This is a genomic window from Amycolatopsis eburnea (assembly GCF_003937945.1).
GTDB classification, from domain to species: domain Bacteria; phylum Actinomycetota; class Actinomycetes; order Mycobacteriales; family Pseudonocardiaceae; genus Amycolatopsis; species Amycolatopsis eburnea.
The window spans coordinates 308,664-332,169 of the sequence record NZ_RSEC01000059.1 but is presented as its reverse complement, the minus strand read 5'-3'; the positions used below and the strand labels follow the sequence as shown (position 1 = coordinate 332,169).

Below are 23,506 nucleotides of genomic sequence, written 5' to 3'. Positions count from 1 at the left end.
CTCCGCTCAGCTCTGCCGCAGGCCGGCTTCGACGAGCAGCGGCAGCACCTGCTCGTTGAACTGCGCGATTCCGCTTTCGTAGTCGACCCAGCTGAGGGCGACGCCGTCGGCGCCGGACCGCTTCACCTCGACGAGCCGGTCGACGATCTGCTCCGGCGTGCCCACCAGCTGGAGACCGCCCCAGCCGGCGATCATGCCGCGGGCCATCGCGCGGAACTGCTCCCGCGGCCACGACCGGTTGTCGCCGCCGATCAGCTCGTCGATCAGGTTCTGCGCGGCGGCGAAGTCGCCGAGCTCGTCGACGCAGTGCTCGAAGTACCGCTTGGCTTCCGCTTCGGTGTCGGCGCACACGACGGTGCCGACCGTCAGGACCCCGATCTCGCGGCCCTGCTGCTCGGCGCGCTTGCGCAGGTTCGTGTTCATGTCCCGCAGCTTGCCGAGGTCGGGGTGCACCTGGAAGCCGAAGTCCGCGTGCCGGGCCGCGAAGTCCATGCCCGTCGGGGACGAGCCGGCCTGGACGATCACCGGCCGGGGTTGCTGGACCGGCCGCGGCGCGAGGTAGGCGTTCTTCGCCTGGAAGAACTCACCGTCGAAGTCGAACTGGTCGTTCTCCGTCCACAGGCGCTCGATGAGCGTGATCCACTCCTCGGCGATGCGGTACCGCTCGTCGTGCGGCGGGTTGGCCTTGCCGAACATCGCCATCTCCGGCGCGTTCCACCCGGAGACCACGTTCAGGCCGAACCGGCCGTGGCCGATGTGGTCGATGGTCGCGGCCTGCTTCGCCGCGACGAGCGGCTCGAACAGCGGCACGTGGGCGGTGGCGAGCACCTGGATCCGTTCGGTGGCCGCGGTGATGCCCGCCGCCCAGGAGAAGACCTCGAACTGCGCGGAGTTCGGGTCGGTGTCGCCGCCGATCCCGCGCCACCGCGCCAGCGGGAGCAGGAACTCCCAGCCGGCGGCGTCGGCCGCCCTGGCGATCGCGAGCTGCTGCGGCCAGGTCGGCACGATCCGCCCGGACTCGACCTTGGTGAGGGTGGTGCCGCCCTTGCAGTTCATCGCGAAGACGCCGAGCTTGAGCGCGTTGTCGTTGCGCAGGGGCGCCACCGCGGGCGCCTCGGGGAGGAAAGCCGGACTGGTGGTCACCCAGCACTCCGATCGTCGTTGAATGGAGTTCAGAGCGGCCGACGTGCCGTCGAACACTCTTATCATGCGCATGATAGTCCTGGATTCAGGCAGCGTCCATCGTGAATGACAGGCCCGCCCGAGGCGCCGCGACTTCGGCGAACCACGACAGCGCCTCGTGGAATTCCGCCAGGGACGGCGCGGGCAGGTCGATGATGAAGTCCGTCGCGCCGAGCTTGAGCCAATCTTCGACGGAGGCGGCCACGCGTTCGGCGGCAGCGTCGCCCGGCGCCTCGAACGGCGGTGCCGGCTCCCCTCGTGGTGCACGCCCGCCCAGCGGCGCCAGCGGCGCGACGATCTTGAAGCCATCGGGCCGCGCCTCCCATTCGGGGGTGCCCCGCACCTTGCCCAGGACGTCGACAATGGCGTCCCGAGGCGCCCCGAACGGCGCCCAGCCGTCCCCGAGCCGCAGGGCGCGGCGCAGACCGACCAGCCGGTTCCCGCCGATCCAGACCGGCGGACGCGGGAGCCGCTTCGGCCGGGGCTCGCAGATCAGCTCGTCGAACCGCGCGAACTCCCCGTGGTGACTGGCGACTTCGCTGCCCCACAAGGCTTTCATGGCCTCGATGTGATCGTCCACAATGGCGCCCCGCCGATCGAAGTCGACCCCGGCGGCGTCGGCTTCGTGGCGGCGGCTGCCGACACCGAACCCCGCGATCAACCGGCCGCCGGAGAGGTGGTCGAGCGTCGCGAGTTCCTTGGCGGCGATCAGCGGGCTGCGGAGGTGCGCCTGGTAGACGAGGGTGACCAGGCCGATCCGCCGGGTCGCGGCGGCGAGGAAGCCGAGGGTGGCGATGGCGTCGTAGAACCGGGCACGCCCGTAGATGCGCAGTTCGTCGACGGCCAGTGCGCCGTGGTCCCCGCAGGCGATGAAGGCGTAGCCGAGATCGTCGGCCCGCCGCGCGATGGCGAGGAGGTCGTCCGGGGTGGCGTCCGCTTCCCAGTCCCGCAGGCTGATCGGGTAGAGGATCGGGGGAAACAGGCCGAACGCTGGCATCTTCGCTCCTTCGGGACCGTTGACCGCTTACGCTCCTATGATTAACCTCTTATCGAAGCGCTGTCCAGCGAAGCGGGAGACGAGCCATGGACTTGGGCGTGACGGTCGTGGTCGGGGTCGGCGGCATGGGACAGGCGATCGCCCGGCGGCTCGGCTCTGGGACCACGCTGCTGCTCGGTGACCACGACGAGGCCCGGCTCGACCGCGCCGCCGCAGAGCTGCGCGGCGAGGGACACCAGGTGGTGACGCGGGCCGTGGACGTCGCCGACCGCGGTTCGGTTGCCGCGCTCGCCGCCACCGCCGCCGGCCTCGGCGCGGTCACCCGGGTCGCCCACACCGCCGGCGTGTCCCCCGCCCAGGCGCCTGCCGAGCGGATCCTGCGGATCGACCTCCTGGGCGTCGCGTTCGCCATCGAAGAGTTCGGCGAGGTCATCACCTCCGGCGGTGCCGGCGTCGTCATCGCGAGCATGGCCGGGCACCGCCTGTCCGCCCTGCCGCCCGAACAGGAACAGGAGCTGGCCGTGACGCCCGTCGAAGACCTGCTGAACCTGCCGTTCGTCGGGGAGGCCGCGCGATCGCCGCGCACCGCCTACTGGCTGGCCAAGCGGGGCAACCAGCTGCGTGTCCAGTCCGCCGCGACGCGGTGGGGCGAGCGCCGCGCCCGGCTCAACTCGATCAGCCCGGGCGTGATCGCCACCCCGATGGGGCACCAGGAGCTCAGCGGGCCGGGTGGTGACCGCATGCGCGCGGCGGTGTCGGCCTCGGCGGCCCGGCGGGTCGGCACGCCCGGCGATGTCGCCGCGGCCGCGGCCTTCCTGCTGGGGCCCGACGCCGGCTTCGTCACCGGCACCGACCTCCTCGTCGACGGCGGCGTGACAGCGGTGCGAGCCCAGGAAGCCCGCACGGCGGGTGCGCGATGACGACACCCTGCCGCCACCGGTGCGGCTTCGCCGGCAACCCGTCGACCTACTACGAGGTCATGGAGCCCCTGACCCCCAACGGGCAGCCGCCGGTCCTGATGGTGACGGGCGGAGTGCACTCGGGCGCGTGCTACCAGGTGACACCGGACGGCCGACCGGGCTGGGCCGACGACTTCCTCCGCAGAGGCCACACCGTCGCCTTGGCCGACTGGCCGGGAGTCGGCCGCAGTGGCCACATCCCGCCGGGCGAGCTGAGCGGCCAGACCATCGTGGACGGACTGGCGGCGGTGATCGAGGAGATCGGCGGACGAGCGGTGGTGCTGACGCATTCGATCGGCGGCGCGTTCGGCTGGAAACTGGTCGAGCAGCACCCGGACGCGATCGCGGCGGTGATCGGGGTGGCCCCGGCGTCACCGGGCAACATGGGTGCCGAGCTGGGCCACCTGGTGCGCGACGAGGGCAACCGCAAGGTGGTGGCCATGCCATCCGGCGAGGCAGTGCTGGACCTCGACCGGACGTTGTCGTTCCCACCGGAGTTCCACCGGGCGAAGCTCGTGGGCTCGAGCACCCGCTTCCCGCTGGAGGACGTCGACACCTACTTTCGCTCGTTGCAGGGCATCAGCGGCCGGATCGTGTTCGAGCGCACGAACATCGGCGGCGGTCAGCTCCGGATCGAGGACGCGTCCGGCTTCGCCGGCAAGCGGATCCTGGTGGTGACCGGCACCGAGGACATCGATCACCCGCGGGAGCAGGACGGCGCGGTCGTCGACTGGCTGAACGCCGCGGGCGCGCGGGCGGAGCTGTGCTACCTCGGCGACCGCGGGATCACCGGCAACGGCCACATGATGATGCTGGAACGCAACAGCTCGGACATCGCGGGCATCCTGATCGACTGGCTGGAGACAGCGCTGCCGGCGTGACGGCGGTGCCGTGGTCACCGCGGCGTGAAGCGCTCACGCGCGGACCGGATGTCGGCGAACATGTTCTCGGCCAACAGCTGCCGGCCGGGGTACGTCGACGCGGGTGCCAACTTCGAGCGGCTCGGAGCCGGACCGCGGCCACGCAGCCGGCGATGGCGGTGGCCACTCCGAGCTATCCGAGGTGTCCGGCCCGCACCAGCGAAACCGCTTCGCCGATGCTGATCACGTCCGCGTACCGGTCCGCCAGGTCGGCCAGCGCGACCGGCCCCGAGAGCGGACGCGGGTCCGCCACGCACTGCCGGACGATTTCCACGCGCAGGCCGAGCGACGCGGCGTCCACGGCGGTGGCACGCACGCACCCGCTCGTGGTCATTCCGCAAAGGAGCACCGTGTCGACGTCCGCTTCGGACAGTCGCGCCGCCAGGTCCGTTCCGGCGAACGCGGAAGCGTGGCGCTTGTCGACCACGACGTCGCCATCCCGCGGCCCGATCCGCGGGTCCAGCTCGGTTCCCGGCGCGCCCCGCAGCAGCGGGCTCAAGTCGAATCGGGCCGCCCAGGCCGGATCGACGTCCGCCAGGTCGTCGAACCCGATACGCACGAGGAACACCGGGATCCCCGTCCGGCGCGCGTGGTCGAGGAGTTCGGCAGTGGCCGCGACGGTGGGGGAAGCACCCGGGTCGGCGTCGACGAAGTGCCGTTGCAGGTCGACGACGACCACCGCCGGCCGGCGGCCCGGTCCGTGCCGGCGGCCGGAGCCGAGTCCCGCCAGCAGTCGCGCCATGGCGGCTTCGACGCTCTCAGCGGAAGACATGGCCCCCGTCCACGATGATCGTTTGCCCGGTGATGAACGACGCGGCGTCGGACGCGAGGAACAGGACGGCCCCCACGAGGTCGGCGGGGACCGCTGCCCGGGGGATGGCCCGCACGGCGACCGCGTTGTCGAGCACGTCGCGCGGGTAGCGCTCGAGCACTCCTTCGGACTGGGTGCTGCCCGGGGCGACCGCGTTGACCGTCACCCCGGCCACCCCGACCTCGCGGGCGAGGGCGCGGGTGAACCCGATGACGCCCGCTTTGGACGCGGCGTAGTGCAGCCGCTGGTGGCCTCCGACGTGTGCGGTCGTCGAGCTGATGTTCACTATCCGGCCCGCTCCCGCGCTCGTCATGCCCGGCAACGCCCTCCGCGCGCACAGGAACGGCCCGCGCAGGTTCACCGCCATGACCCGGTCCCACGTCGCCACGTCGATGTCCCGCCATCCGGTGAACGGCAGGTCCACGAACAGCGCCGCGTTGTTCACCAGCACCGTCGGCGCGCCGAACTCCCGCTCGATGCGGGTGAACGCCGCGTCGACCGAGTCCTCGTCGGACACGTCGGCGACCACGCCGAGCATTCCGTCCGCCGCGACGTCGAGGACACGGTCGTCGCGGTCGCACAACGCCACCGGGCGGCCCTGCGCCGCGAACGCCCGGGCGTACTCCAGCCCGATCCCGCCCGCCGCTCCCGTCACGACGACCGGGCCGTCCTCGGGCGCCGCCATCAGGCACCCACCGGGGCCGACAGGTCGCGCACGTCGAGGGTGCGCTCCGGGGTCAGCTGGTCGATCGTCGTGGCGCTTTCGTCGGCGACGACGAGCGTCACGCCGGTTGCGCGCAGCTCGCGGAAGTACTCGATCAGCTCGTCGACCACCTTGGGTGCCAGCCCCATGAACGGTTCGTCCACGAGGAGCACCGAGGGGCCGCCCGCCATCGCCCGCGCCAGCGACAGCATCTGCTGCTCGCCGCCGCTGAGCATGCCTGCGGCGACGTGGCGCCGGCCGGCGAGGCCGGGGAAGCGGGTGTAGACCTCCTCGATCGCCTCGTCGGCGGCCGCCCGGGGGCGGTGCAGGGCTTCGTGGGCGAACCGCAGCGTCTCCGCCACCGTCAGGCGGGGGAAGATGCGGCGACCCTCGGGCACGAACGAGATCCCCGCGAACCGGCGGGCTTCGGGACCCGTCCGCGTCAGGTCGACGCGCTCGCCGTCGCCGGTCAGCCCGATGACCGAGCCCCGGCCCGGGCCCCGCACCCCGGCCAGGCAGCTCAGCAACGTCGTCTTGCCCACGCCGTTGGGCCCGAGCACGCCGACGCACTCGCCGGCCCCGATCGTGAAGCCGACCCCGCGCAGCACGGTCATCTGGCCGTACCCGATGTCCGCGTCCTCGATGGCGAGGGCGCGCACCGGCGTATTCGTGGACCTTCGTCGCAGCATGGCGGTCAGCTCCTCGTCCCGGATCCGATGACGTCGTGCAGATCGCCGCGGGCGCGCAGCTCGGCGAGGTCGCCGACGCCGACGATCCGGCCGCCCACCATCACCACCGTGCGGTCGGCGATCCGCTCCACCAGGTCGTGGTCGTGTTCGACGAGCACGACGGCGCACCCGTCGGCCCGCCACCGCCGCAGGGCCTCGACCAGGAACTCGACCTCTTCGTCGGTGAGCCCGGCGGCCGGTTCGTCGAGCAGCAGCACCCGGCAGCCGCCGAGCTCGAGCCGCGCCAGTTCCACCCACCGGCGCACGCCGTGCGGCAGCACCGCCACCGGCCGGTCGAGCCAGCCGGTCAACGCCCACCGCTCCAGCACCGCCTCCAGCCGCTCGGGGTTCGCGCGCCGGCCCCAGCCGTCACAAGCCAGCCCGACGTTGTCGCGCACGCTCAGGCCCGCCGCCAGCCGCGGCACCTGGAAACTGCGCCCGAGGCCGTGCCGGGCGAGCCGGTGCACCCGGCCCCAGCGGATGTCCCGCTCGGCGCCGTCGGACCAGCGCAGGCCGATCCGTCCGGCCTCCGGTGACCAGATCCCGTTGAGGCAGTTGAGCAACGTCGTCTTGCCGGACCCGTTGGAGCCGATGATCGCGGTGATCTGCCCGGGTTCGAAGGCGATCGAGACGCCGTCGAGCGCCACGACCGAGCCGAACGACTTCCGGACGCCGTCGGCCGCGACGGCGACGATCTCCGGCCGCTCCCCCGCCGCGCTCACCGGGGAACGGCGTACCGGCCACCGGCGGCGGCGGTCGCGCAGCGCCTCGGGGAACAGCCCCGTCGGACGGCGCACGACGACGAGGATGACCAGCAACGCGAACACGATCGTCAGGACATTGCCGTCCAGGCCGCCGATCCAGCCCGGCACGCCGACCACCACGACGCTCGCCGCGACCGGGCCCCAGATGCTGCGCCGTCCGCCCACCATCAGCACCAGGAAGATCTGGATCAGCAGCGGCAGCCCGTAGGTCGTCGGCACCACGACCTTCTGCTCCTGCACCCACAACACCGTGGCGACGGCGGTGAGCAGCCCGCTCACCACGGAGACGCCGATCCGGACGCCCACGACGTCGGTCCCGACCACCCGGGCCAGGAACACGTCGTCGCCGATCGCCACGCCGAGGCGGCCGGTGCGGCCCGACATGAACAACCGCACGACGAGGCCGGTGCCGACGAGCACGGCGACGCCGAGGGCGAGTGCGGGTCCCGTCTCGCGGGCCGAAAAATCCACCCAGCGCGGGAAATCCGTGATTCCCGACGAGCCGCCGGTCAGGTCGGTGAACGTGGTCAGCGCGGTCAGGAACACCGCACCCGCCGAGATGGTGACCAGGCCGAGCTGGAACCCGGTCAGCCGCGCGCTCAGGCCCGCCACCGCGACGAGCAGCGCGACCGAGCAGCCCGCCGAGACCAGCACCGCCCACCACACCGACCCGGTGGCCGCGGCCGTGATCGCGAAGCCGTACGCCGAAATCCCGATCACGGCGTGCTGGGAGAAGTTGAAGACGTCCAGGTAGCCGAGCACCAGGGAGTAGGCCACCGCCAGAGCGGCGGTGAACGACACGGTGGTCAGCGTCGCCTGGAACGCGTAGCTGCCGCCGAACAGGCCGTAGAGGTACAGCGCGACGACGACCGCCTGGATCGCCCGCCGCAGGAACCGCTCGTTCATCCGACCACCCTGCTCGTCCGGTCCGGGAACAGGCCCCGGGGTTTCACCAGGAGGACCACCAGCACGAGGCCGAGCTGGACGACGGTGGCGGTGAACTGCCCGCCCCGCGCGTTCACGACCGCTTCGGCGATCCCGATGACCAGGCCGCCCACGATCGGCCCGGCGATGCGGTCGCCGCCGCCGATCACCAGCCCGAACAACGCGCCCACGATGATGTGGAAGACGTTGTCCGGCGTGACCCCGACGACTTCGGCGGAGATGTCGCCGACGAAGAAGCACAGCACGCCCAGCAGCGCGTAGGCGACGAACGCCATGGTCGAGACGCGCACGCCCGACAGCCGGGCGGTGACCGCGTCGTCGGACACCGCCCGCAGCGCCCGGCCGAGCCGGGAGCGTTCCAGCACCACCCAGCTGCCGAGCCCGCCGAGCACGACCGCCGCGACGAGCAGCAGGGTGCCGGTCGTGACCGTGATCCCGCCGCCGAGCGACAACGTGCGCGCCGGCACCACCGGGGTCGCGAACCGCAGGTCCGACCCGAACAGCAGGTAGCCCAGCCCCTGCAGGGCGGTCGCCAGCGCGACCGTCACGAGCACGCCGCCGAGGTCGTGTTCCTGCCCGTGCCCCGGTCGGCTCGCGATCCACCGCGTCGAGACCAGGTGCACGAGCGCGCCGACCGGCGCCCCGGCCACGAGCAGCAGCACGAGCCGCGGCAGCGGGGGCAGCCCGGCGAGCGACGCCGCCGTCAGGCCGGCCAGCACCACGATCCCGCCCACCGCGAAGTTCATGATCTTCGTGACCCGCAGGACGAACGCGGCCGCGAGACCGACCAGGGCGTACAGCGCCCCCAGCCCGATTCCGTTGAAGAGCGATTGGAGTTCCCGCACGGGCGTTTCCCCTCGCCTACCGGCCGGACGCCGGTTCGGTGCCGGTGAAGGTGAGCTCCCACGCCTTGGCGTCCGGCTTCCACCGCGCGAAGGTGAACCAGCCGTCGCCGCGGTCGGGCAGGGTGCCGTTGCGCGCCGCGCCGAAGTTGTAGTTCAGCATCGGCGTCGGGAAGTCCTTGCCGGACTTGAGGTCCGCGTAGATCGCCTCGGCAGTCGGACCACCGTCCTTGACGGCCTGCGCGACGACGCGGACGCTCGAGTAGCCGATCGCGTTGTTCGTCGTCAGCGGCGGCTTCCCGGCCTTCTTCCAGGCGTCCGCGAACGGCCGGACCACCGGCACGGCCGGATCGTTCGCCGGAAGCAGGTCGGCCACCATCACCTTGGGCAGGCCGAAGCTGGTGAACGGCGCCGCCGCGCCGAGCTGGGCCAGCGTCGCGGCGGTCGCGTTGGTGGGCTGGGACATCAGGATGGCGCCGGTCATCCCGAGGTCGACCATCGCCCGGGAGACCACCAGCACCGACGGCCCGGTGCCGCCGGCGAAGATCGCCGTGCACCCGTCGCTCTTCAGCTGCGTCACCTGCGGGGTGAGCGAGCTCGCGGCGGCGTCGAACGGGATCCGCGTCCCCATCGGCAACCCGGCCTTCGCGGCGGCGGGTTCCAGGACCTTCTGCAGCGATTCGAACGAGGCCCCGCTGACACCCAGGTCGCACAACGCCTTGGCGCCACGGCTCTTCGCGAATTCCGCCGCGAGGTCGAAGTAACCGCTGAGCGGCTGGACGCTGAAGCTGTAGGCGCCCTTGGGGTTCAGCCCGGCCGCCGTGATCATCGGGACCTTGGCCGACGCCATCGTCGGGTCCAGCACGACCGAGGACGTGCTGGTCTCCGGCCCGACCACGGCCACGACGCCGTCCTGCAGCAGCTCGTTGGCGAGCCCGGGGAGCAGGCTCTGGTCGGACCGGTAGTCCTTGACCTCCAGGTCGACCTTCTTGCCGCCGATCCCGCCGGCGGCGTTCACCTCGTCGACGGCGAACCGGACGCCGTCCAGCATTTCGCCGCCGATCGCGCCGTACACCCCGCTGAGGGCGAAGACGGCACCCACCTTGATCGAGTCGCCGCCGGCGTCCCCGCCGACTCCCCCGCTGCACGCCGTGGCGCCGAGCGCGATGCCGAGCGAGAGCGACAGCACGGCGGCCATCCGCCCCTTGCGTCCCCCGCTTCCGTAGCCGAGTTGCACGGTCCCTCCTTTGGGCCGGATGACATTCCTGATAACCATAGGAGCAATAGCCACGACACACAAGAGCTGTGCACAATGGACAGTTGTTGATCAGTACTCACGTTGCGCCAGAACAAAAAGGCATGCGAAAGCGGCGGACGCAGTCACGCCCGCCGCTTCCCCCGGTGTGTCAGCTCGCCCCGGGCACCACGGACACGTGCACGGCGTCGGACCGGCCGAGCAGTTCGATGCCCTCCCGGACCTGCGTCAGCGGCACGGTGTGGGAGTGCAGCAGCTCGACCGGCAGCCGGCCGGACGCCAGCAGCCGCAGGGCCTGGCGGTAGCCCCACGGCTCTACGCTCACCACGCCCCGGATGTCGATCGCCTTGAGCACCATCGCGTCGGCGTCCACTCCGGACAGATCGGCGCCGCCCTTGAGCCCGGCGACCACCACCACTCCCCCGGGCCGCACGAGCGCGATCGCGTCGCCGATGGCGGAAACCGCGTGCGGAGTCGTGTCCACCACGCGGTCGGCGTCCCCGCCGAGCGCCGCGCGCACCGCGGTGACGACGTCCGGGCAGCCGTCGGGGAGGTTGTCCACCTCGACGGTGGCGTCGGCGCCGAGCTTGGCCGCGATCTCGAGCTTGTGCCGGTCCCGGGCGAGGCCGGTCACGACGACCCGGTCCGCGCCCGCGGCCCGCGCGGCGACCGCGGAGGCCAGCCCGCGCTGCCCGCAGCCGAGGACCACCACGGCGTCGCCGGCGACTGTCCCGCCGCGGCGCACCGTCCAGTCGAACCCGGCGCCGAGCGGGTTGAACAACGTCGCCACTTCGGCTTCGACGCCGTCGGGCACCGGGTGCACCCGGGTGTTCGGCCGCAGCACGAGGTATTCGGCGAAGCCGCCCCACAGCCCGCTGCCGAACGTCGTCGGGGTGAAGCCGTAGGAGAAGCGGTTGCGGCAGAACTTCACCAGCCCGCCGGTGCAGCGGTCGCAGACCTGGCACGGCACCACGGATTCGACCGCGACGAGCTGTCCCTCCTCGACACCCCAGAGCCGCCGGGCTTCGGCGCCGATCTCGACGACCCGGCCGACCGGCTCGTGCCCGGGGATCACCGGGTAGGCGGACCAGCCGCGCTTCGCCAGGCCGCCGTCCAGCTGCGTCTTGTCGCTGCCGCAGACGCCGGTGGCCTCGATCTTCAGCAGCGCCTCGCCGTCGCCGATGACGGGGACGTCGAACTCCTGCTCCGCCAGCACGCCCGGTCCGAGCTGGACCATCGCCCGTGCACGCATCGGACTCCTCCTCAGAGCGCGGTGAACCGGACGGGAAAGGACTCGTAACGGTCGTGGACGCTGTCCGGGCGCATCGGCGGGTGGTCCGGGTCGCGCTCCACGCCCGCCCGGAACAACGCGCCGAGCAGCAGGGCGAGCGTCCCGTCGCGTGGCTCGGCGCGGCGTCCGGCGGCGGTGCCGAGCACCAGCGGCTTGCCCAGGCACTGGTGGGGGCCGGCCCCGAAGCTCAGGCCGTAGGGCGCGGTGCCGTCGGCGATCGTGCGGTACGGGTTGAACTCGCCGACCGCGCCGCCGTAGGCCTCTTCGTCCATGTTCGCGTGGAACTTGTCGACGAGCACGATCTGGCCCGGCTCCACCGGCGTCCCGTCCGGCATGGTCGTCCGCTCGGCTGCCGCCCGGAACAGGACGTGCCGCCCGGGGTGCATGCGCAGCGACTCCATGCCCGCGACGCGCAGGAATTCGGGGTCGGCCAGCTTCTCGCGCGCTTCGGGGTGGTCCGGCAGCCAGTTCGTCAGCTCGACGACGGCGTGCGTCACCGCCGTCGCCGTGGTGAACGCCGCGGCGGCCATGAACAGCAGGGCTTCCTTGAGGATGTCGTCGTCCGACCAGGTCACCGTGGTGTCGGCGAGGATCACCGAGAGGAGGTCCTGGCCCGCCGCACCCTGCCGGCGGCGCTTCTCCAGCGCCGGGCGCACGAAGTCCACCCAGAACTCGTCCTTGCAGGCCAGCGCGTCCCGCATGACTTCGGCGTGGTCGCGGGTCGCCCACTGGATCAGGATGCCGTCGCCGAGCCGGGCGACGAGCGTGGTCAGCTGGGACAGCCGGGCGTCGTCGACGTCGTCGAGCCCGACGACCTCCGCCGAGATCCGCAGCGCCATCCGGCGCACCAGCGGGATCAGGTCGCCGCGGGGGACGCCGTCGCCGGGCCGGTCCGCCGCGATCGCCGCCAGCTCCTCGTCCACCACCTTCGCCAGCACCGACTTCTCGTAGTGCGCCAGGTGGGCCGGGTTGAACAGGCCGCCTTCGAGGCGCTTGAGGTGCCGGTGGCGATCGCCGTCCGAGCCGAGCAGCGTGCCGGCCAGCAGCACCGCGTTCTCGTGGTAGACGTCGACGCTGAACGACGTCGAGCGCAGCACCGAGGTGCCGTCCGCGTAGTTCTCCGTGCGCGGGAGCGCCGGGTCGAGGGGAAGTGGGACGTTCGACACTGAACCTCCAGGGATGCACCCCAGCCACATTAGGTTAATTATAGGAGCAATAGCAGGCTAGGCACCCGCGCGCAGTCCGTCAAGCAGGCCGTTCCCGAATCAGGGCAATGGTAGGATCACGTCGTGGGGAGCAGCGAAGCAAACGCAGGCGAGGGGGCGCGCCGGCCACGACGCCGCCCGGATCCCCGCCGTTCGCACAAGGCCGCCCTCGCGATCGCGCAGGACATCGTCGACGACATCACCCGCGACGACCTCGGACCGGGTTCGAAGCTGCCCGGCGAGCGGGAGATGCTCGAACGGTTCGGCGCGGGCCGCGGCACGCTGCGGGAATCCCTGCGGTTCCTGGAGATGACGGGCGCGATCACCTTGAAGCCCGGTCCCCGCGGCGGCCCGGTGGTCGCCGAACAGGACGGGCAGGACCTCGCCTGGGTGCTCGGGCTGTTCATGCAGCTGCGCGGCGTCCCGTTCGGGGCGGTCGTCGCCGCGCGGGAGACCTTGGAACCCGAGCTGGCCGGGCTCGCCGCCGAGCGGGCGACCGCGGAGGACCACGCGCGCATCAAGGACACCATCGACGGCATGAGCGCGTTCCTCGACGACGAGCAGAACTTCCTGGCCGAGAACGACCGCTTCCACGCCGCGGTCGCCGTCGCCTCGGGCAACGACCTCTTCGCGCTGGTGATTTCGTCGCTGCACACCATCACCGACGGCGTGCCGCTCGGGCTCGACTACGCGCGGCCGCGGCGGGAGAACGTGGTGAAGTCCCACGCGGAGATCCTCGAGGCCATCGTGGCGGGCGACGCCGAAGGCGCGCGCTGGGCGATGCGCAAGCACTTGCGCCGCTTCCGCACCCGGGTCGAGGCGGACTTCCCGGCCGTCATGGACCGGCCGCTGCGCTGGCGCGACATCGTCCCCTGAGCCGCGCTCAGGGAGCCACGTCGCGCCAGCGGACCGGACGTTCGTAGACCATCGGGAACTTCTCGACGATGTACCGGCGGAACTCGCGCATGTGCCGGCGCATCGCCCAGCGCGCGCCCTCCGCGTCACCGTTCTTGATGGCGTCGCACACGGCTTCGTGCGCCTGCAGCACCGCCTTCCGCCGCGGCGGCGGGTAGCTCACCCCGAGCGGCATGCCGTCGGTGATGAGGTGCAGAGAAGAGATCAGCAGGGCGAACAGCTCGTTGCCGGCCGCCGCGGACACGGCCGCGTGGAAGCGGTCGTTTTCGGCCAGGAAGTTCTGCTCGTCGTCGAGGAACTCCCGCATGCCGTCGATGGAATCCGAGATCTCGGCGATCAGCTTCTCGTCCGCGGCCTCGGCCGCCTGCGCCGCCAGTTCCGGTTCGAGCACCTCGCGGGCCGCGACCAGCGCCTTGAACGGCATCTTCTTGAGCTGCAGGAACAACCCCAGCACACCCGCGAGGTCGTGGGCGTCCGGCTCGGAGACGATCGGGCCGCCGTGCGGACCCGCCTTGACGCGGATGACGCCGTTCATCTCGAGGAACCGCAGCGCCTCGCGCAGGGTTCCGCGCCCGGTCTCGAACCGCGCCATCATGTCGCGTTCGCTGGCCAGCTTGGTGCCCGGCCCGAGGTCGTCGTCCGTGATGTCGTCGACGATCCGCTGGGCGATCGCCAGCGAGACCTTCTGGGGCCGCCGGGCGTCGGGACGACGGCGGGCGACGCGCGCGCCTTCGCCCTCTGCAGGTTCGTCAACCACGATGGCACCCACTCCCCGCCGGCCGACCCACGACCCAGGCTCAAGGCTAATGATAGTACACTACTGTGAGTTATGAACGCTGAACGGGCTCAGCCTATCGCGGTTGCCTGATCGAGTTGCCGGGACGCGCAGAGCCCTCCGCCGCGACGAACCGCCGCGCCGGAGGGCTTCTTCGCCTGACGTCACCCCGCCGTCGGGGTCAGCTTGAAGAGCGACTGCGCGTTTCCCGCGAGGATCGCGGCCTTCTCGGCCTCGCTGAGGAACCCGAAGCCTTCGACGACCGGCCGGATGTCGTCGAAGTCGTGCCCGGTCACCGGGTCGGGCGCGGTGCCGCTGCCCGGCCGCTCGGTGCCGAACAGGCACCGGTCCGCGCCGACCGTCTTGATCAGCAGTTCGAGCGAACCGGGGTTGTGCAGGACCGTGTCGAACCACAGCCGCCGCAGGCTCTCGTCGAACGACTCGTCCTTGAGCACGTGGCCCAGGCGCAGCTTCGGGTGCGCGCGGGCCGCCCGCCAGCGCCCGATCTGGTACGGCACCGACCCGCCGCCGTGCGCGACGATGATCTTGAGCGTCGGGTAGCGCAGGAACACCTCCGAGTTGAGCAGCGTCAGGATCGCGATGCTCTCCTCGGTGACGAAGTGCTCGCTGTAGGTCTCCCGGTCGTTGAGGCAGCTGCCCGAGTGGATCAGCGCCGGCACGTCGAGCTCCACGAGCTTTTCGTACAGCGGGTACCAGAACGGGTCGCCCAGCGGCGGCACGTGCCCGGTGCCCTCGGACGGGTCGGGGTTGAGCACGCAGCCCACCATCCCCAGCTGGGTGACGGCCTCCTCAAGGGCACCGACCCAGTCGGCCGCGCTCTCGCCGTACGCCTGCGGCAGGCCGGCCACCCCGGCCAGCCGGCCGGGGAACAACGCGGCCTGGCGGGCGATGACGTCGTTGACCGCGCTGGTCCACCAGTGCACGGTCTTCGCCGGGCGCATCGAGTGGCCGCAGTGGAACGGCCGCGGTGAGATCAGCTGCAGGTCGGTGCCGACGCCGTCCATGGTGGCCAGGGTGCGCTCGCCCCACTCCTTGAGCGCGGCGTCGGTCACGCCCGCGCTCCCCTGCCCGTGGGCACCGCGCGAGGACATGAGGGCCGCCTGGTAGGCGTACAGCTCCGGCGGGGCGTTGACGTGCGCGTGCGCGTCGATGATCATCTGGTTCTCCTTACGCCTGAAGGTCGGGCTGGGTGGGGACCTGGTGGTGCAGGCCGACGCGCCGGCCGGTGCGGGCGGACTCGTGCAGGGCGAGCGCCACTTCGAGCGTCGCCAGCCCCCAGCGTCCGGTGTGGACGGCCGGGTGCCCGTCGAGCGCGCCGGCCAGCTCGGCCAGCAGGGCCTGCCAGCCGGACACCTCGTCTTCGACGCCGACTTCGGTGACGTCGCCGCCCGCGAACACGAGCGCGCCGGTGGGGGTGACCCAGGCGCCGCCGTCCGCGAAGGTCGCCGCCAGGGTGCCGAAGACCGGGGACACCGCTCCTTCGCCCGACAGGACGAAGAACCGGTTCGTCTCCGGGGTGGCGGCGACGTCGAAGGTGCCGAGTTCGCCGACACCCCAGGTCTGGAGCCGGCTGTCGAACCCGCCAGTGCCCACGTAATACGCGCTCGCGTGGACGCCGCCGGGGAACGCCAGCTGGGCCGAGAACCCGAGTTCGGTCCCGTCGGCGCCGCCGAACGTCGTCCCGGTGACGGACTCGGTCAGCCCGCCGCACACGTACCGCAGGACGTCGATCTGGTGGGCGCCTTGGCGGAGCACCAATCCGTTGCCCTGCGCGGCATCGAGGTCCGCCGGGGACCGCGGGCGGCGGTGCCAGTCGGTGTGGCAGTTCGCGCACACCGAGAGCAGCGGGCCGAGCGTCCCGTCTTCGACGAGCCGACGCAGGACGCGGACCGGCGCGTTGTAGCTGTGGGTCGCGCCGACGAGCAGGACGACACCGGCACGTTCCGCGGCTTCGACCGCCAGCCGCGCGTCCGCCAGTGTCGTGGCGAGGGGCTTCTCCGAGATGACGTGTTTTCCTTGCGCGGCAACGGCCCGGACCGCTTCCAGGTGCGTGGCGGTCGGCGTCGCGACGTACACGACGTCGACGTCAGCGGAAGCGGCCAGCGAAGCCACGTCCGGGTACACCTGGACGCCGGTCTCGGCGGCTGCGCGCTCGCGGGCCGCGGGGTCGACGTCCGCGATCCCCGCGAGCCGGAACCGCGCCGAACGCCCGAGCGCCGCGGCCATCAGCCGCCCGGCCGCACCCCAGCCGGCGATGCCCACCCCGTGCGTGCCCATCAGAACCCGTAGATGTCGAGGGTGGACTCGCCGGCGGCGATCCGCCGGCGCACGGAGGCTTCCTTGTCCTCCCGCCGCGCCGCGCGCTCGCCGACCACCGCGGCGTCCTCCCGCGGCGAGACGACGACGCCGTCCGCGTCCCCGACGACCAGGTCGCCGGGCCGCACGACCACCGAGCCGATGGTGATGTCGGCGTCGAGGTCGCCGCCCGTCGTGTCCTTGCCGGTGCCGCGGACGCACAAACCGCGGGAAAACACCGGGAAGCCCAGCTGCAGCAGCTCCGCCGAGTCGCGCACGCAGCCGTCGAGCACCAGGCCGCCGAGCCGGCGGGCGATCGCCGCGCTGGTCAGGATGTCGCCCCAGTAACCGAACTCGAAGGCGCCACCGGTCGAGGCGACGAGGACGTCCCCCGGCGCGGCCGCGTAGAGCGCGCGGTGCAGCCAGATGTTGTTGCCGGGGGTCAGCCGGACGGTGAACGCGTACCCGCAGATCCGCCACGCCGGGTCGAGGGGCCGCAGCTGCGGCGGGAGCGGGGTCGCCCCCGACTCGTGCAGCGTCGCCGTGCCGAACTCGCCGAGCCGGGTCGCCTGCGCGGTCATCGCGCGCCGGCTTTCGTCTGCAGCGAGTGGTAACCCATCTGTGCCCGCGCTTCGTCGAGCCGCTGACCTCCCGCGACCGCCGTGCGAATGCTGTCCTCGGCACGCTCGATGCCCTCCGCGACGTCGAGCACGTCGTCGGCCCGGGCCGCGGCGAGGACCACGATGCCGTCGGCGTCCCCGCGGATCACGTCGCCGGGGTGCACCAGCACCGAACCCAGCCGCACGGGACGGCCGGTGTGGGCGAGGCGCACCCGGTCCTTGCCGGTCTGCATGCTGCGGCCGCGGGCGAACACCGGGTAGCCGATGGCCAGGCTGTCGGCCACGTCCCGGCACACCCCTTCGATCACGGTGCCACCGATGCCGCGCGCCTTCGCGACGGCCGTGAGGATGTCGCCCCAGACCGTGCAGTCGAGCCGTCCGTCGTTGCTCAGCACGACGATCTGCCCGGGCTCGACGTCGTCGATGTAGTCGCCGACGGTCCCGCCGAGGGCGTCGACCGGCTCGTACTGGCCGGTGAACGCCCGCCCGCAGATCGAGAACCGCGGGTCGAAGGGCACGATCCCGGGCACGGCGCCCGGCAGGCCGAGCTTGTCCAGCGCGTCGGACAGCCCGGCGGTGCCGATCGCCCGCGCCCGGTCGGCCGTCTGGTCAGACATTGAGCATCTCCTCGTAGTCCGTGCCGAGGACTTCGGACGGGCGCCGGCCCGCCCGCAGGTCTTCGGCCATCAACCGCTCGCGGGCCACCAGCCGCTCGGCGGCCGCGAGCACGTCCTCGACGTCGGCCGCGCGGACGAACACCGCGCCGCTGCCGTCCGCGAGCACGTAGTCGCCCTCGTGCACCTCGACGCCGCCGATCCGCACCGGCACGCCGACCGCGTCCTCGACGATCCGGCCCCGCGCGGTGAAGGGGATGGCTTCCCGCGCGGACACCGGCAGGCCGAGTTCACGGATCTCGTCGACGTCCCGGCACGCGCCGTCGACGACGACTCCGCCCAGACCGTTCAGGGAGGCCGCGCGAGCCAGCAGGCCGCCCCAGGTGGCCGACCGGTAGGGCCGGCCGGTGTCCTGCTGCACGACCACCACCTCGCCTTCGGCGGCCCGTTCGATCGCCGCGGTGCCCAGGTGGCTGCGGCTGGCGCGGCCGTCGGCGGGCACCGTCCGCATCGTCACGACCCGGCCGGCCAGCCGGGCGCCTTCCCACACCGGCAGCACGCCCGCGACCGCGCCGGGCAGGCCGCGCGCGTCGAGCGCGTCCGACAGCACGCACGTGTCGAGGGCGAGCAGCCGGTCCCGGACCGGGGTCATGCCCGGGTCCAGGTGAAGAACCCCATGCCGCAGCCCGAACCCGCCTTCGAGCGGTACGCCGGGATGTAGTCGACGACCTTTCCGGGAGCGTCGTGCAGGGCCGCGCCGACGGCGATCCAGTTGCGGATCTCGGAGCTGCCTTCGCGCAGGCCGTCCACGGGAATTCGGGACAGGGCCTCGTGGTCGTGCGCTTCCAGGGCTTCGAGCAGGCCGCGGTCGAGCTTCTCGTCGATGATCGGGTGGGTCAGGCCGCCGGAGGCGATCAGCGCCACCCGCAGGTCCGACGGCCAGCTGTCGATCGCTTCGCGGAGTCCCTGTCCGAACTGGACGCAGCGGCCCGGCGTGGGCTGGTTCGGCGGGTAGTAGGTGTTGAGGAAGATCGGCACCAGCGGGATGCGGGGCAGGCCTTCCAGCAGGCGGCGGTAGACGAAGGTGAACGCGTGGCCGAGCGAGCGGTCCTTCGGCTGCTCGGTGAACTGGGCGACGTCGAAGCCGCCCTCGACGAGCTGCTCGACCAGGTGCAGGCCGAGCCCCGCGTGCGTTTCGTACACGTCGACTTCGTCGGCGTGGTAGTACTTGTACGCCGTTTCCATTGTGGACGGATAGGCCGCGGCGCCCGGCGGCCGGTCCTCCAGGGACTCGCCCCAGAAGATCGAGACCGCGGGCATGATGTCGTCGAGGAACAGCTCACGCTGGTCGTCGCCGATCACGACCAGGACGTCCGGCCGCAGGGCGAGCAGCTCGTCCCGGGTCTTCTCCAGGGCGCGCTGGCACGCCTCGTACCGCTCGGCCAGCAGGGCCGGGTCGAGTTCGTCTTCCAACTCCTCCTGGGACCGATCGGTCGGCGTCAGGCCGAGCGCACCGAGCCGGGGCAGTTCGAGGTCGCCGTGCGCGCGCCACCCACCCGATTCCATGGAGAGCTGCGGACTGTGCGACACCGCGGCGCCGCCCACTACCTGTGCCATGTGTTCCTCCTTGACGAGTCAGCCGCGCCGGGTCACGTCGGCGGCGTCGCCGAGCGTGTGGCGGTAGTAGTCCCACGTCCAGTGGGCGTAGGTCTTCGCGGCGTTGCGGCTGTTGACGAAACCCGAGACTTCGGCGATGTCCTCTTCGGACAGTGCCTGCGCCTGGGCGCCCGGCACCGAGTGCAGGCTCAGCGTCAGCTCGGCGAGCGTTTCGAGCTTGATCGCGCGGACCGTCGCCTGCTGCAGGTCGGCGCCGACGGCGACCACGCCGTGCCCGCGCAGCAGGCAGGCGTCGGCGGTGTCCATCGTGTCGGCCACTTCGCCGCCCAGCTGCCGGTCGCTGATGAGCACGGCCCGCGGGTAGGTCGGCACCCCGCGCACGGCCAGCTCCATCGCGCCCGGGTCGTAGGCGCCGATCACCGGCTCCATCGGCAGCCCGAGGATGCCGCACTTCAGCGACGCCTCCGGATGCCCGTGCACCACGGAACCGACGTCCGGGCGCCGGCGGTACAGCTCGGTGTGGATCGGCCACTCCCCCGGCAGCGCGTAGCCGTCCGGGAGGTCGGCGTTCGTCGCGTCGAGGCCGACGAGGTGGATGTCGTCGGTGACGGTGAACCGCACGCCCGGGTCCTGCGGCGGGCGGCACCGCACGAGGATCCGGTCGGTGCCGGGCACCCGGGTGCTGACGTGCCCGGTGATCTCGCGGACGCACCCGGTGGCCGCGAGGATGCGGCACGACAGCGCGACGAGCGCCCGCAGGTCTTCAGTGTCGGACACGAGTACTCCCGAGGTGCGACGAGGAAACGAGGGCGGCGGCCGCGGCGACCATGCGGGCCGGCTCGGTGAACACCCGGATGCCACGTCCGGCCAGCAGAGCCATGCCGTCGGCGGCGAGCGAGCGGGTGACGAGCCAGGACACGAGCACGGGTTTCGCGCTGCCGTCGGCCGCGTCGGCGATCTGCCGCGCGACGCGGACGGCGTCCTCGCCCGCGATGCTGGTGAGCACCACGCAGACGAGGTCGACGCCGGGGTCTCCAGTGACGAGTTCGACGACGCGGCGGACGGTGCCCTCGGCGAAGGTGCCTTCGGCCGTGATGTCGAGGGGATCGTCGACGTGGGCGAAGGCGGGGAGCACCACGGCCAGTTCTGCCGTGGTCCGCTCCTCGAACGCCGCCAACGCGAGTCCGTGCTGGTCGATCAGGTCCGCGGTGGCGCTGCCCGCGCCGCCTGAAGTGGTCACGACCGCGACCCGGCCGCCGGTCGGCCGCGGTGTGTTGCCGAGCGTCCAGGCGATTTCGAGCAGGCCGGTCAACTCCGTGACCTGCACCGCGCCCTCCTGCGCCAGCACCGCGCGGTAGGCCTCGCCGCTCCCGGCGAGCGCGCCCGAGTGCGACGACACCGCCCGGCGGCCCGCCTCGGTGACGCCGGTCTTGAACACCGCCACCGGCACCCCGCGGACCCGCGCGGCGGCCAGTGCGCGACGGAAGCGGTCACCGTCGGGCACGCCTTCGAGGAACACCGCGATCGACCGGGTCGTGTCGAGTGTCGTGAAGTGCTCCAGGTAGTCGGCGACGTCCACTTGGGACTGGTTGCCGACCGTCACCCAGTCGCCGATGCCGTAGCCGTCGGCCAGTTCCCGCGACACCAGGCTGCCCGCGACGGCGCCGCTCTGGGCGATCAGGCAGGTGCCCGACTCGCGCAGCGGGAAGCCGGTGATGGCCTGGCTGAACGTCGCGGCCATCCGGTGGTGCGCGCTGACGACGCCGATCGTGTTGGGCCCGCACAGGGTCGTGACGGAGCCTGCCACAGCGGCGCGCAACTCCGCGTCGAGCGCCTGCCCTTCCGCCCCCGCCTCGCCGAATCCGGAGGCGAACACGATCACCCCGGGCACCCCGAGCCGGACGCATTCGCGGACCGACTCGACGGCTGCCTTCGCGGGCAGCGCGATGCAGACGAGGTCCGGCACCCCCGGCAGCTCGCCCAACGACGTCACGGCAGGCAGCCCGCCGACTTCGCCACCGGCCGGGTTGACCGGGTGCAGCTCGCCCGCGAACCCGTGCTCGCGCAGGGACGCCAGGACGCGGGCGCCGGGCCGGGTGGCGTCCCGGGACGCGCCCACCACCGCGATGCTCCGCGGCCGGACCAGGGCCGTGAGGTTGTAACCACTCCCCCGCGGCTCCTCGGCGGCGACCGGCTCGACCACCACGCGGGCGTCGAGCACGACACACGTGCCGTCGGCGAGCACCCGCACCGGGTTCAGGTCCAGTTCGGACAGTTCCGGCACGGCGAGCGCCAGCTCGGACACCCGCGCCACCAGCTCGCCGAACTGCTTCGTGTCGACGGGCGCGGCGCCCCGAAAACCGGTCAGCAGCGGCGCGCACCGCAGTGACCGCAGCATCTCGTCGGCGTCGTCCACGGTCACCGGGGCGACGCGGCGGGCGACGTCGCGGAACAGCTCGACGGTCACCCCGCCGAGCCCGGCCACGACGACCGGGCCGAACGTAGGGTCCCGCACCCAGCCGAGGATGAGGTCCGTACCCGGCGGTGCCATCGGCTGCACGACGACCCGCGCGTCGTTCACGCCCAGCGCCGCAACCCGCTCGACGAGCCGGTCATGCGCCGCGGACACCGCGTCCGCCGTGGCAAGGCCGAGTTCGACCAGGCCCGCGTCGGACTTGTGCAGCACCTCGTCGGTAAGCGCTTTCAACACCACAGGGAAGCCGAGGTCCCGCGCGACGGCCACGGCTTCGTCGGCCGAACGAACCGGGGTGGCCGGGACGAACGGCAGGTCCAGGGGCGCGAGCAAGTCCCGCGCCGAGGCCTCGCCGAGCCCGCCCGGCGCCAGCCGCCGAGCCGCGGCACGGACGTCGGTGGCGGTCATCGAGACTCCCCGCGGATGGCGTCCTTGGCGATCAGCACGCGATGGATGTCGTTCGCGCCCTCGACGATCTGGAACACCTTCGCGTCCCGGTAGGCCCGGGCCACGGGGTACTCCTCGGACACGCCGTAGGCCCCGTGGATCTGGACCGCGTCCGTCGCCACGGCCTGCGCGACGTCGCTGGCGTACATCTTCGCCATGCTGGCTTCGACCCGGGCGCGCTCCCCCCGCTGCATGGCCTCGGCGCAGCGTTCGGTGAGCAGCCGCGCGGCCTGCACCGACACCGCCATGTTCGCGATCTTCTGCTGCACCATCTGGAAGTCCGTGATCGGCTGGCCGAACACGACCCGGTCGCGCGCGTACCGCACCGAAGCGTCCAAACAGGACTGAGCCAGCCCCACCGCACGCGAGGCGACTGACAGGCGGCCGCGCTCCACGGCGTTCATCGCGACCGCGAACCCGTCGCCCTCGGCCCCGAGCATCGCGTCGGGTCCCAGGCGGACGTTGTCGAAGACGAGGTCGCCACTGCACAGGGGGCGGAAGCCCAGCTTGTTGTGCACGGGGTTCTTGAGCACGCCCGGCGCGTCCGCGGGCACGATGAACGCCGACAGGCCACGGCGCCCCAACGCCGGATCCCGCGTGGCGAAGGTGACGAAGAACGCCGCACGGTCCAAGTTGGTGATCCAGGCCTTCGCGCCGTTGAGCACGTACCCGCAGCCCTCGCGGGTGTAGCGGGTCTGCGTGCCGGCGACGTCGCTGCCGGAGCGGGGTTCGGTGACCCCGGCGCCGCCGAACAGCTTGCCCTCGGCCAGCGGCACGAGCCACCGCTGCTTCTGCTCGGTCGTGCCGAACTCCAGCAGGCCGGAGCCGACGAGCGCCGAGGGCATGCTCATCAGCACGCCCAGGCAGTGGTCGACGCGCGAGACCTCTTCGATGATCCGGGTGAACGTGACGTGGTCGAGGCCGAGACCACCCCATTCGACCGGCACCACGCCGCCGAAGAAGCCCAGCCGCGCCATTTCCTCGAGCAGGTCGTCGGGCAGTTTCTCGGCCGCGTCGTACTCGGCGACCCGGGGCGCCACCCGCTCCTGGACGAACTCGCGGACCAGGCCGACGATGGCGTCCCGTTCGGCCTCGGTCTGCGTCGGTTCGAGCAGTTCGGAGGTCAT

The 23,506-nt window shown here is 72.3% G+C and carries 23 protein-coding genes; 3 read left to right on the top strand and 20 right to left on the bottom strand.

Annotated features, from left to right (window positions below; all coding sequences use genetic code 11):
* Nucleotides 1–6: 6 nt before the first annotated feature.
* Both EIY87_RS33685 and EIY87_RS33680 read right to left on the bottom strand, forming a co-directional pair.
* Entirely contained in the window at nucleotides 7–1,143 is a 1,137-nt protein-coding gene (locus tag EIY87_RS33685) for an LLM class flavin-dependent oxidoreductase (protein ID WP_158641404.1), read from the bottom strand.
* Nucleotides 1,144–1,228: 85 nt separating this feature from the next.
* Entirely contained in the window at nucleotides 1,229–2,179 is a 951-nt protein-coding gene (locus EIY87_RS33680) for a TIGR03619 family F420-dependent LLM class oxidoreductase (protein ID WP_125313946.1), read from the bottom strand.
* 86 nt (nucleotides 2,180–2,265) lie between these two features.
* Here EIY87_RS33680 and EIY87_RS33675 point away from each other — a divergent pair, with 86 nt between their 5' ends.
* Together EIY87_RS33675 and EIY87_RS33670 are read left to right on the top strand one after the other, a co-directional pair.
* Nucleotides 2,266–3,099 carry an SDR family oxidoreductase gene (locus EIY87_RS33675; RefSeq protein ID WP_125313945.1) on the top strand — a complete coding sequence of 278 codons (834 nt, stop codon included), beginning with the start codon at nucleotides 2,266–2,268 and terminating at the stop codon, nucleotides 3,097–3,099.
* The gene (locus tag EIY87_RS33670) at nucleotides 3,096–4,019 is read left to right on the top strand and encodes an alpha/beta fold hydrolase (protein WP_125313944.1); all 924 of its coding nucleotides are present in this window, start codon (nucleotides 3,096–3,098) and stop codon (nucleotides 4,017–4,019) included. The genes EIY87_RS33675 and EIY87_RS33670 overlap by 4 nt, the downstream gene beginning before the upstream one ends.
* Nucleotides 4,020–4,191: 172 nt before the next feature.
* Here the strand turns inward: EIY87_RS33670 and EIY87_RS33665 are convergent, their stop codons facing one another.
* From EIY87_RS33665 to EIY87_RS33630, 8 genes are all read right to left on the bottom strand, one after another.
* On the bottom strand, nucleotides 4,192–4,830 hold the full coding sequence (locus tag EIY87_RS33665) for a cysteine hydrolase family protein (protein WP_125313943.1): 639 nt from the start codon (nucleotides 4,828–4,830) through the stop codon (nucleotides 4,192–4,194).
* Nucleotides 4,817–5,554 carry an SDR family NAD(P)-dependent oxidoreductase gene (locus EIY87_RS33660; protein WP_125313942.1) on the bottom strand — a complete coding sequence of 246 codons (738 nt, stop codon included), beginning with the start codon at nucleotides 5,552–5,554 and terminating at the stop codon, nucleotides 4,817–4,819. The genes EIY87_RS33665 and EIY87_RS33660 overlap by 14 nt, the downstream gene beginning before the upstream one ends.
* Entirely contained in the window at nucleotides 5,554–6,261 is a 708-nt protein-coding gene (locus EIY87_RS33655; protein WP_125313941.1) for an ABC transporter ATP-binding protein, read from the bottom strand. The genes EIY87_RS33660 and EIY87_RS33655 overlap by 1 nt, the downstream gene beginning before the upstream one ends.
* Before the next feature lie 5 nt (nucleotides 6,262–6,266).
* Nucleotides 6,267–7,970 (bottom strand): branched-chain amino acid ABC transporter ATP-binding protein/permease, encoded by a 1,704-nt coding sequence (locus EIY87_RS33650; protein ID WP_125313940.1) that lies wholly within the window; start codon nucleotides 7,968–7,970, stop codon nucleotides 6,267–6,269.
* Complete coding sequence (locus EIY87_RS33645) at nucleotides 7,967–8,854, bottom strand: branched-chain amino acid ABC transporter permease (RefSeq protein ID WP_125313939.1); 888 nt, start codon at nucleotides 8,852–8,854, stop codon at nucleotides 7,967–7,969. The genes EIY87_RS33650 and EIY87_RS33645 overlap by 4 nt, the downstream gene beginning before the upstream one ends.
* 16 nt (nucleotides 8,855–8,870) lie before the next feature.
* Nucleotides 8,871–10,088 carry an ABC transporter substrate-binding protein gene (locus EIY87_RS33640; RefSeq protein WP_158641403.1) on the bottom strand — a complete coding sequence of 406 codons (1,218 nt, stop codon included), beginning with the start codon at nucleotides 10,086–10,088 and terminating at the stop codon, nucleotides 8,871–8,873.
* Nucleotides 10,089–10,257: 169 nt separating this feature from the next.
* Nucleotides 10,258–11,358, bottom strand: a complete 1,101-nt coding sequence (locus EIY87_RS33635; RefSeq protein ID WP_125313937.1) for a zinc-dependent alcohol dehydrogenase — start codon at nucleotides 11,356–11,358, stop codon at nucleotides 10,258–10,260.
* A gap of 11 nt (nucleotides 11,359–11,369) precedes the next feature.
* Nucleotides 11,370–12,563 carry a cytochrome P450 gene (locus tag EIY87_RS33630; protein ID WP_125313936.1) on the bottom strand — a complete coding sequence of 398 codons (1,194 nt, stop codon included), beginning with the start codon at nucleotides 12,561–12,563 and terminating at the stop codon, nucleotides 11,370–11,372.
* A gap of 123 nt (nucleotides 12,564–12,686) precedes the next feature.
* Between EIY87_RS33630 and EIY87_RS33625 the strand changes: the two genes are divergently transcribed.
* Nucleotides 12,687–13,478, top strand: coding sequence for a FadR/GntR family transcriptional regulator (locus EIY87_RS33625; protein ID WP_125313935.1), 792 nt, complete (start codon nucleotides 12,687–12,689; stop codon nucleotides 13,476–13,478).
* 7 nt (nucleotides 13,479–13,485) lie between these two features.
* Here the strand turns inward: EIY87_RS33625 and EIY87_RS33620 are convergent, their stop codons facing one another.
* The 10 genes from EIY87_RS33620 to EIY87_RS33575 all read right to left on the bottom strand — a co-directional run bounded on the left by EIY87_RS33620 (nucleotide 13,486) and on the right by EIY87_RS33575 (nucleotide 23,506).
* The gene (locus tag EIY87_RS33620) at nucleotides 13,486–14,274 is read right to left on the bottom strand and encodes a FadR/GntR family transcriptional regulator (RefSeq protein ID WP_125313934.1); all 789 of its coding nucleotides are present in this window, start codon (nucleotides 14,272–14,274) and stop codon (nucleotides 13,486–13,488) included.
* A 182-nt stretch (nucleotides 14,275–14,456) separates the two neighbouring features.
* Complete coding sequence (locus EIY87_RS33615; RefSeq protein ID WP_125313933.1) at nucleotides 14,457–15,470, bottom strand: amidohydrolase family protein; 1,014 nt, start codon at nucleotides 15,468–15,470, stop codon at nucleotides 14,457–14,459.
* Between the two features lie 10 nt (nucleotides 15,471–15,480).
* Nucleotides 15,481–16,590, bottom strand: a complete 1,110-nt coding sequence (locus EIY87_RS33610) for a Gfo/Idh/MocA family protein (RefSeq protein ID WP_125313932.1) — start codon at nucleotides 16,588–16,590, stop codon at nucleotides 15,481–15,483.
* Entirely contained in the window at nucleotides 16,590–17,189 is a 600-nt protein-coding gene (locus EIY87_RS33605; RefSeq protein ID WP_086860306.1) for an RraA family protein, read from the bottom strand. Before EIY87_RS33605 ends, EIY87_RS33610 begins: the two co-directional genes overlap by 1 nt.
* Entirely contained in the window at nucleotides 17,186–17,845 is a 660-nt protein-coding gene (locus tag EIY87_RS33600) for an RraA family protein (protein WP_125313931.1), read from the bottom strand. Before EIY87_RS33600 ends, EIY87_RS33605 begins: the two co-directional genes overlap by 4 nt.
* On the bottom strand, nucleotides 17,838–18,494 hold the full coding sequence (locus EIY87_RS33595; RefSeq protein ID WP_125313930.1) for an RraA family protein: 657 nt from the start codon (nucleotides 18,492–18,494) through the stop codon (nucleotides 17,838–17,840). Before EIY87_RS33595 ends, EIY87_RS33600 begins: the two co-directional genes overlap by 8 nt.
* Nucleotides 18,491–19,459, bottom strand: a complete 969-nt coding sequence (locus EIY87_RS33590; protein ID WP_125313929.1) for a DODA-type extradiol aromatic ring-opening family dioxygenase — start codon at nucleotides 19,457–19,459, stop codon at nucleotides 18,491–18,493. Before EIY87_RS33590 ends, EIY87_RS33595 begins: the two co-directional genes overlap by 4 nt.
* Nucleotides 19,460–19,477: 18 nt before the next feature.
* Nucleotides 19,478–20,236 (bottom strand): class II aldolase/adducin family protein, encoded by a 759-nt coding sequence (locus EIY87_RS33585; protein WP_158641402.1) that lies wholly within the window; start codon nucleotides 20,234–20,236, stop codon nucleotides 19,478–19,480.
* Entirely contained in the window at nucleotides 20,223–22,340 is a 2,118-nt protein-coding gene (locus tag EIY87_RS33580; RefSeq protein ID WP_125313927.1) for an acetate--CoA ligase family protein, read from the bottom strand. The genes EIY87_RS33585 and EIY87_RS33580 overlap by 14 nt, the downstream gene beginning before the upstream one ends.
* Nucleotides 22,337–23,506, bottom strand: coding sequence for an acyl-CoA dehydrogenase family protein (locus tag EIY87_RS33575; RefSeq protein WP_125313926.1), 1,170 nt, complete (start codon nucleotides 23,504–23,506; stop codon nucleotides 22,337–22,339). Before EIY87_RS33575 ends, EIY87_RS33580 begins: the two co-directional genes overlap by 4 nt.

Excerpts from the sequence above, each read along its gene's own strand:
- EIY87_RS33665 (WP_125313943.1), bottom strand. The coding sequence starts at position 4,830 with ATGTCTTCCGCTGAGAGCGTCGAAGCCGCCATGGCGCGACTGCTGGCG.
- EIY87_RS33605 (WP_086860306.1), bottom strand. The coding sequence starts at position 17,189 with ATGACCGCGCAGGCGACCCGGCTCGGCGAGTTCGGCACGGCGACGCTG.
- EIY87_RS33675 (WP_125313945.1), top strand. The coding sequence starts at position 2,266 with ATGGACTTGGGCGTGACGGTCGTGGTCGGGGTCGGCGGCATGGGACAG.
- EIY87_RS33590 (WP_125313929.1), bottom strand. The coding sequence starts at position 19,459 with ATGGCACAGGTAGTGGGCGGCGCCGCGGTGTCGCACAGTCCGCAGCTC.
- EIY87_RS33580 (WP_125313927.1), bottom strand. The coding sequence starts at position 22,340 with ATGACCGCCACCGACGTCCGTGCCGCGGCTCGGCGGCTGGCGCCGGGC.
- EIY87_RS33680 (WP_125313946.1), bottom strand. The coding sequence starts at position 2,179 with ATGCCAGCGTTCGGCCTGTTTCCCCCGATCCTCTACCCGATCAGCCTG.
- EIY87_RS33595 (WP_125313930.1), bottom strand. The coding sequence starts at position 18,494 with ATGACCCCGGTCCGGGACCGGCTGCTCGCCCTCGACACGTGCGTGCTG.
- EIY87_RS33635 (WP_125313937.1), bottom strand. The coding sequence starts at position 11,358 with ATGCGTGCACGGGCGATGGTCCAGCTCGGACCGGGCGTGCTGGCGGAG.
- EIY87_RS33650 (WP_125313940.1), bottom strand. The coding sequence starts at position 7,970 with ATGAACGAGCGGTTCCTGCGGCGGGCGATCCAGGCGGTCGTCGTCGCG.
- EIY87_RS33655 (WP_125313941.1), bottom strand. The coding sequence starts at position 6,261 with ATGCTGCGACGAAGGTCCACGAATACGCCGGTGCGCGCCCTCGCCATC.
- EIY87_RS33600 (WP_125313931.1), bottom strand. The coding sequence starts at position 17,845 with ATGTCTGACCAGACGGCCGACCGGGCGCGGGCGATCGGCACCGCCGGG.
- EIY87_RS33660 (WP_125313942.1), bottom strand. The coding sequence starts at position 5,554 with ATGGCGGCGCCCGAGGACGGCCCGGTCGTCGTGACGGGAGCGGCGGGC.
- EIY87_RS33575 (WP_125313926.1), bottom strand. The coding sequence starts at position 23,506 with ATGACCTCCGAACTGCTCGAACCGACGCAGACCGAGGCCGAACGGGAC.
- EIY87_RS33670 (WP_125313944.1), top strand. The coding sequence starts at position 3,096 with ATGACGACACCCTGCCGCCACCGGTGCGGCTTCGCCGGCAACCCGTCG.
- EIY87_RS33615 (WP_125313933.1), bottom strand. The coding sequence starts at position 15,470 with ATGATCATCGACGCGCACGCGCACGTCAACGCCCCGCCGGAGCTGTAC.
- EIY87_RS33610 (WP_125313932.1), bottom strand. The coding sequence starts at position 16,590 with ATGGGCACGCACGGGGTGGGCATCGCCGGCTGGGGTGCGGCCGGGCGG.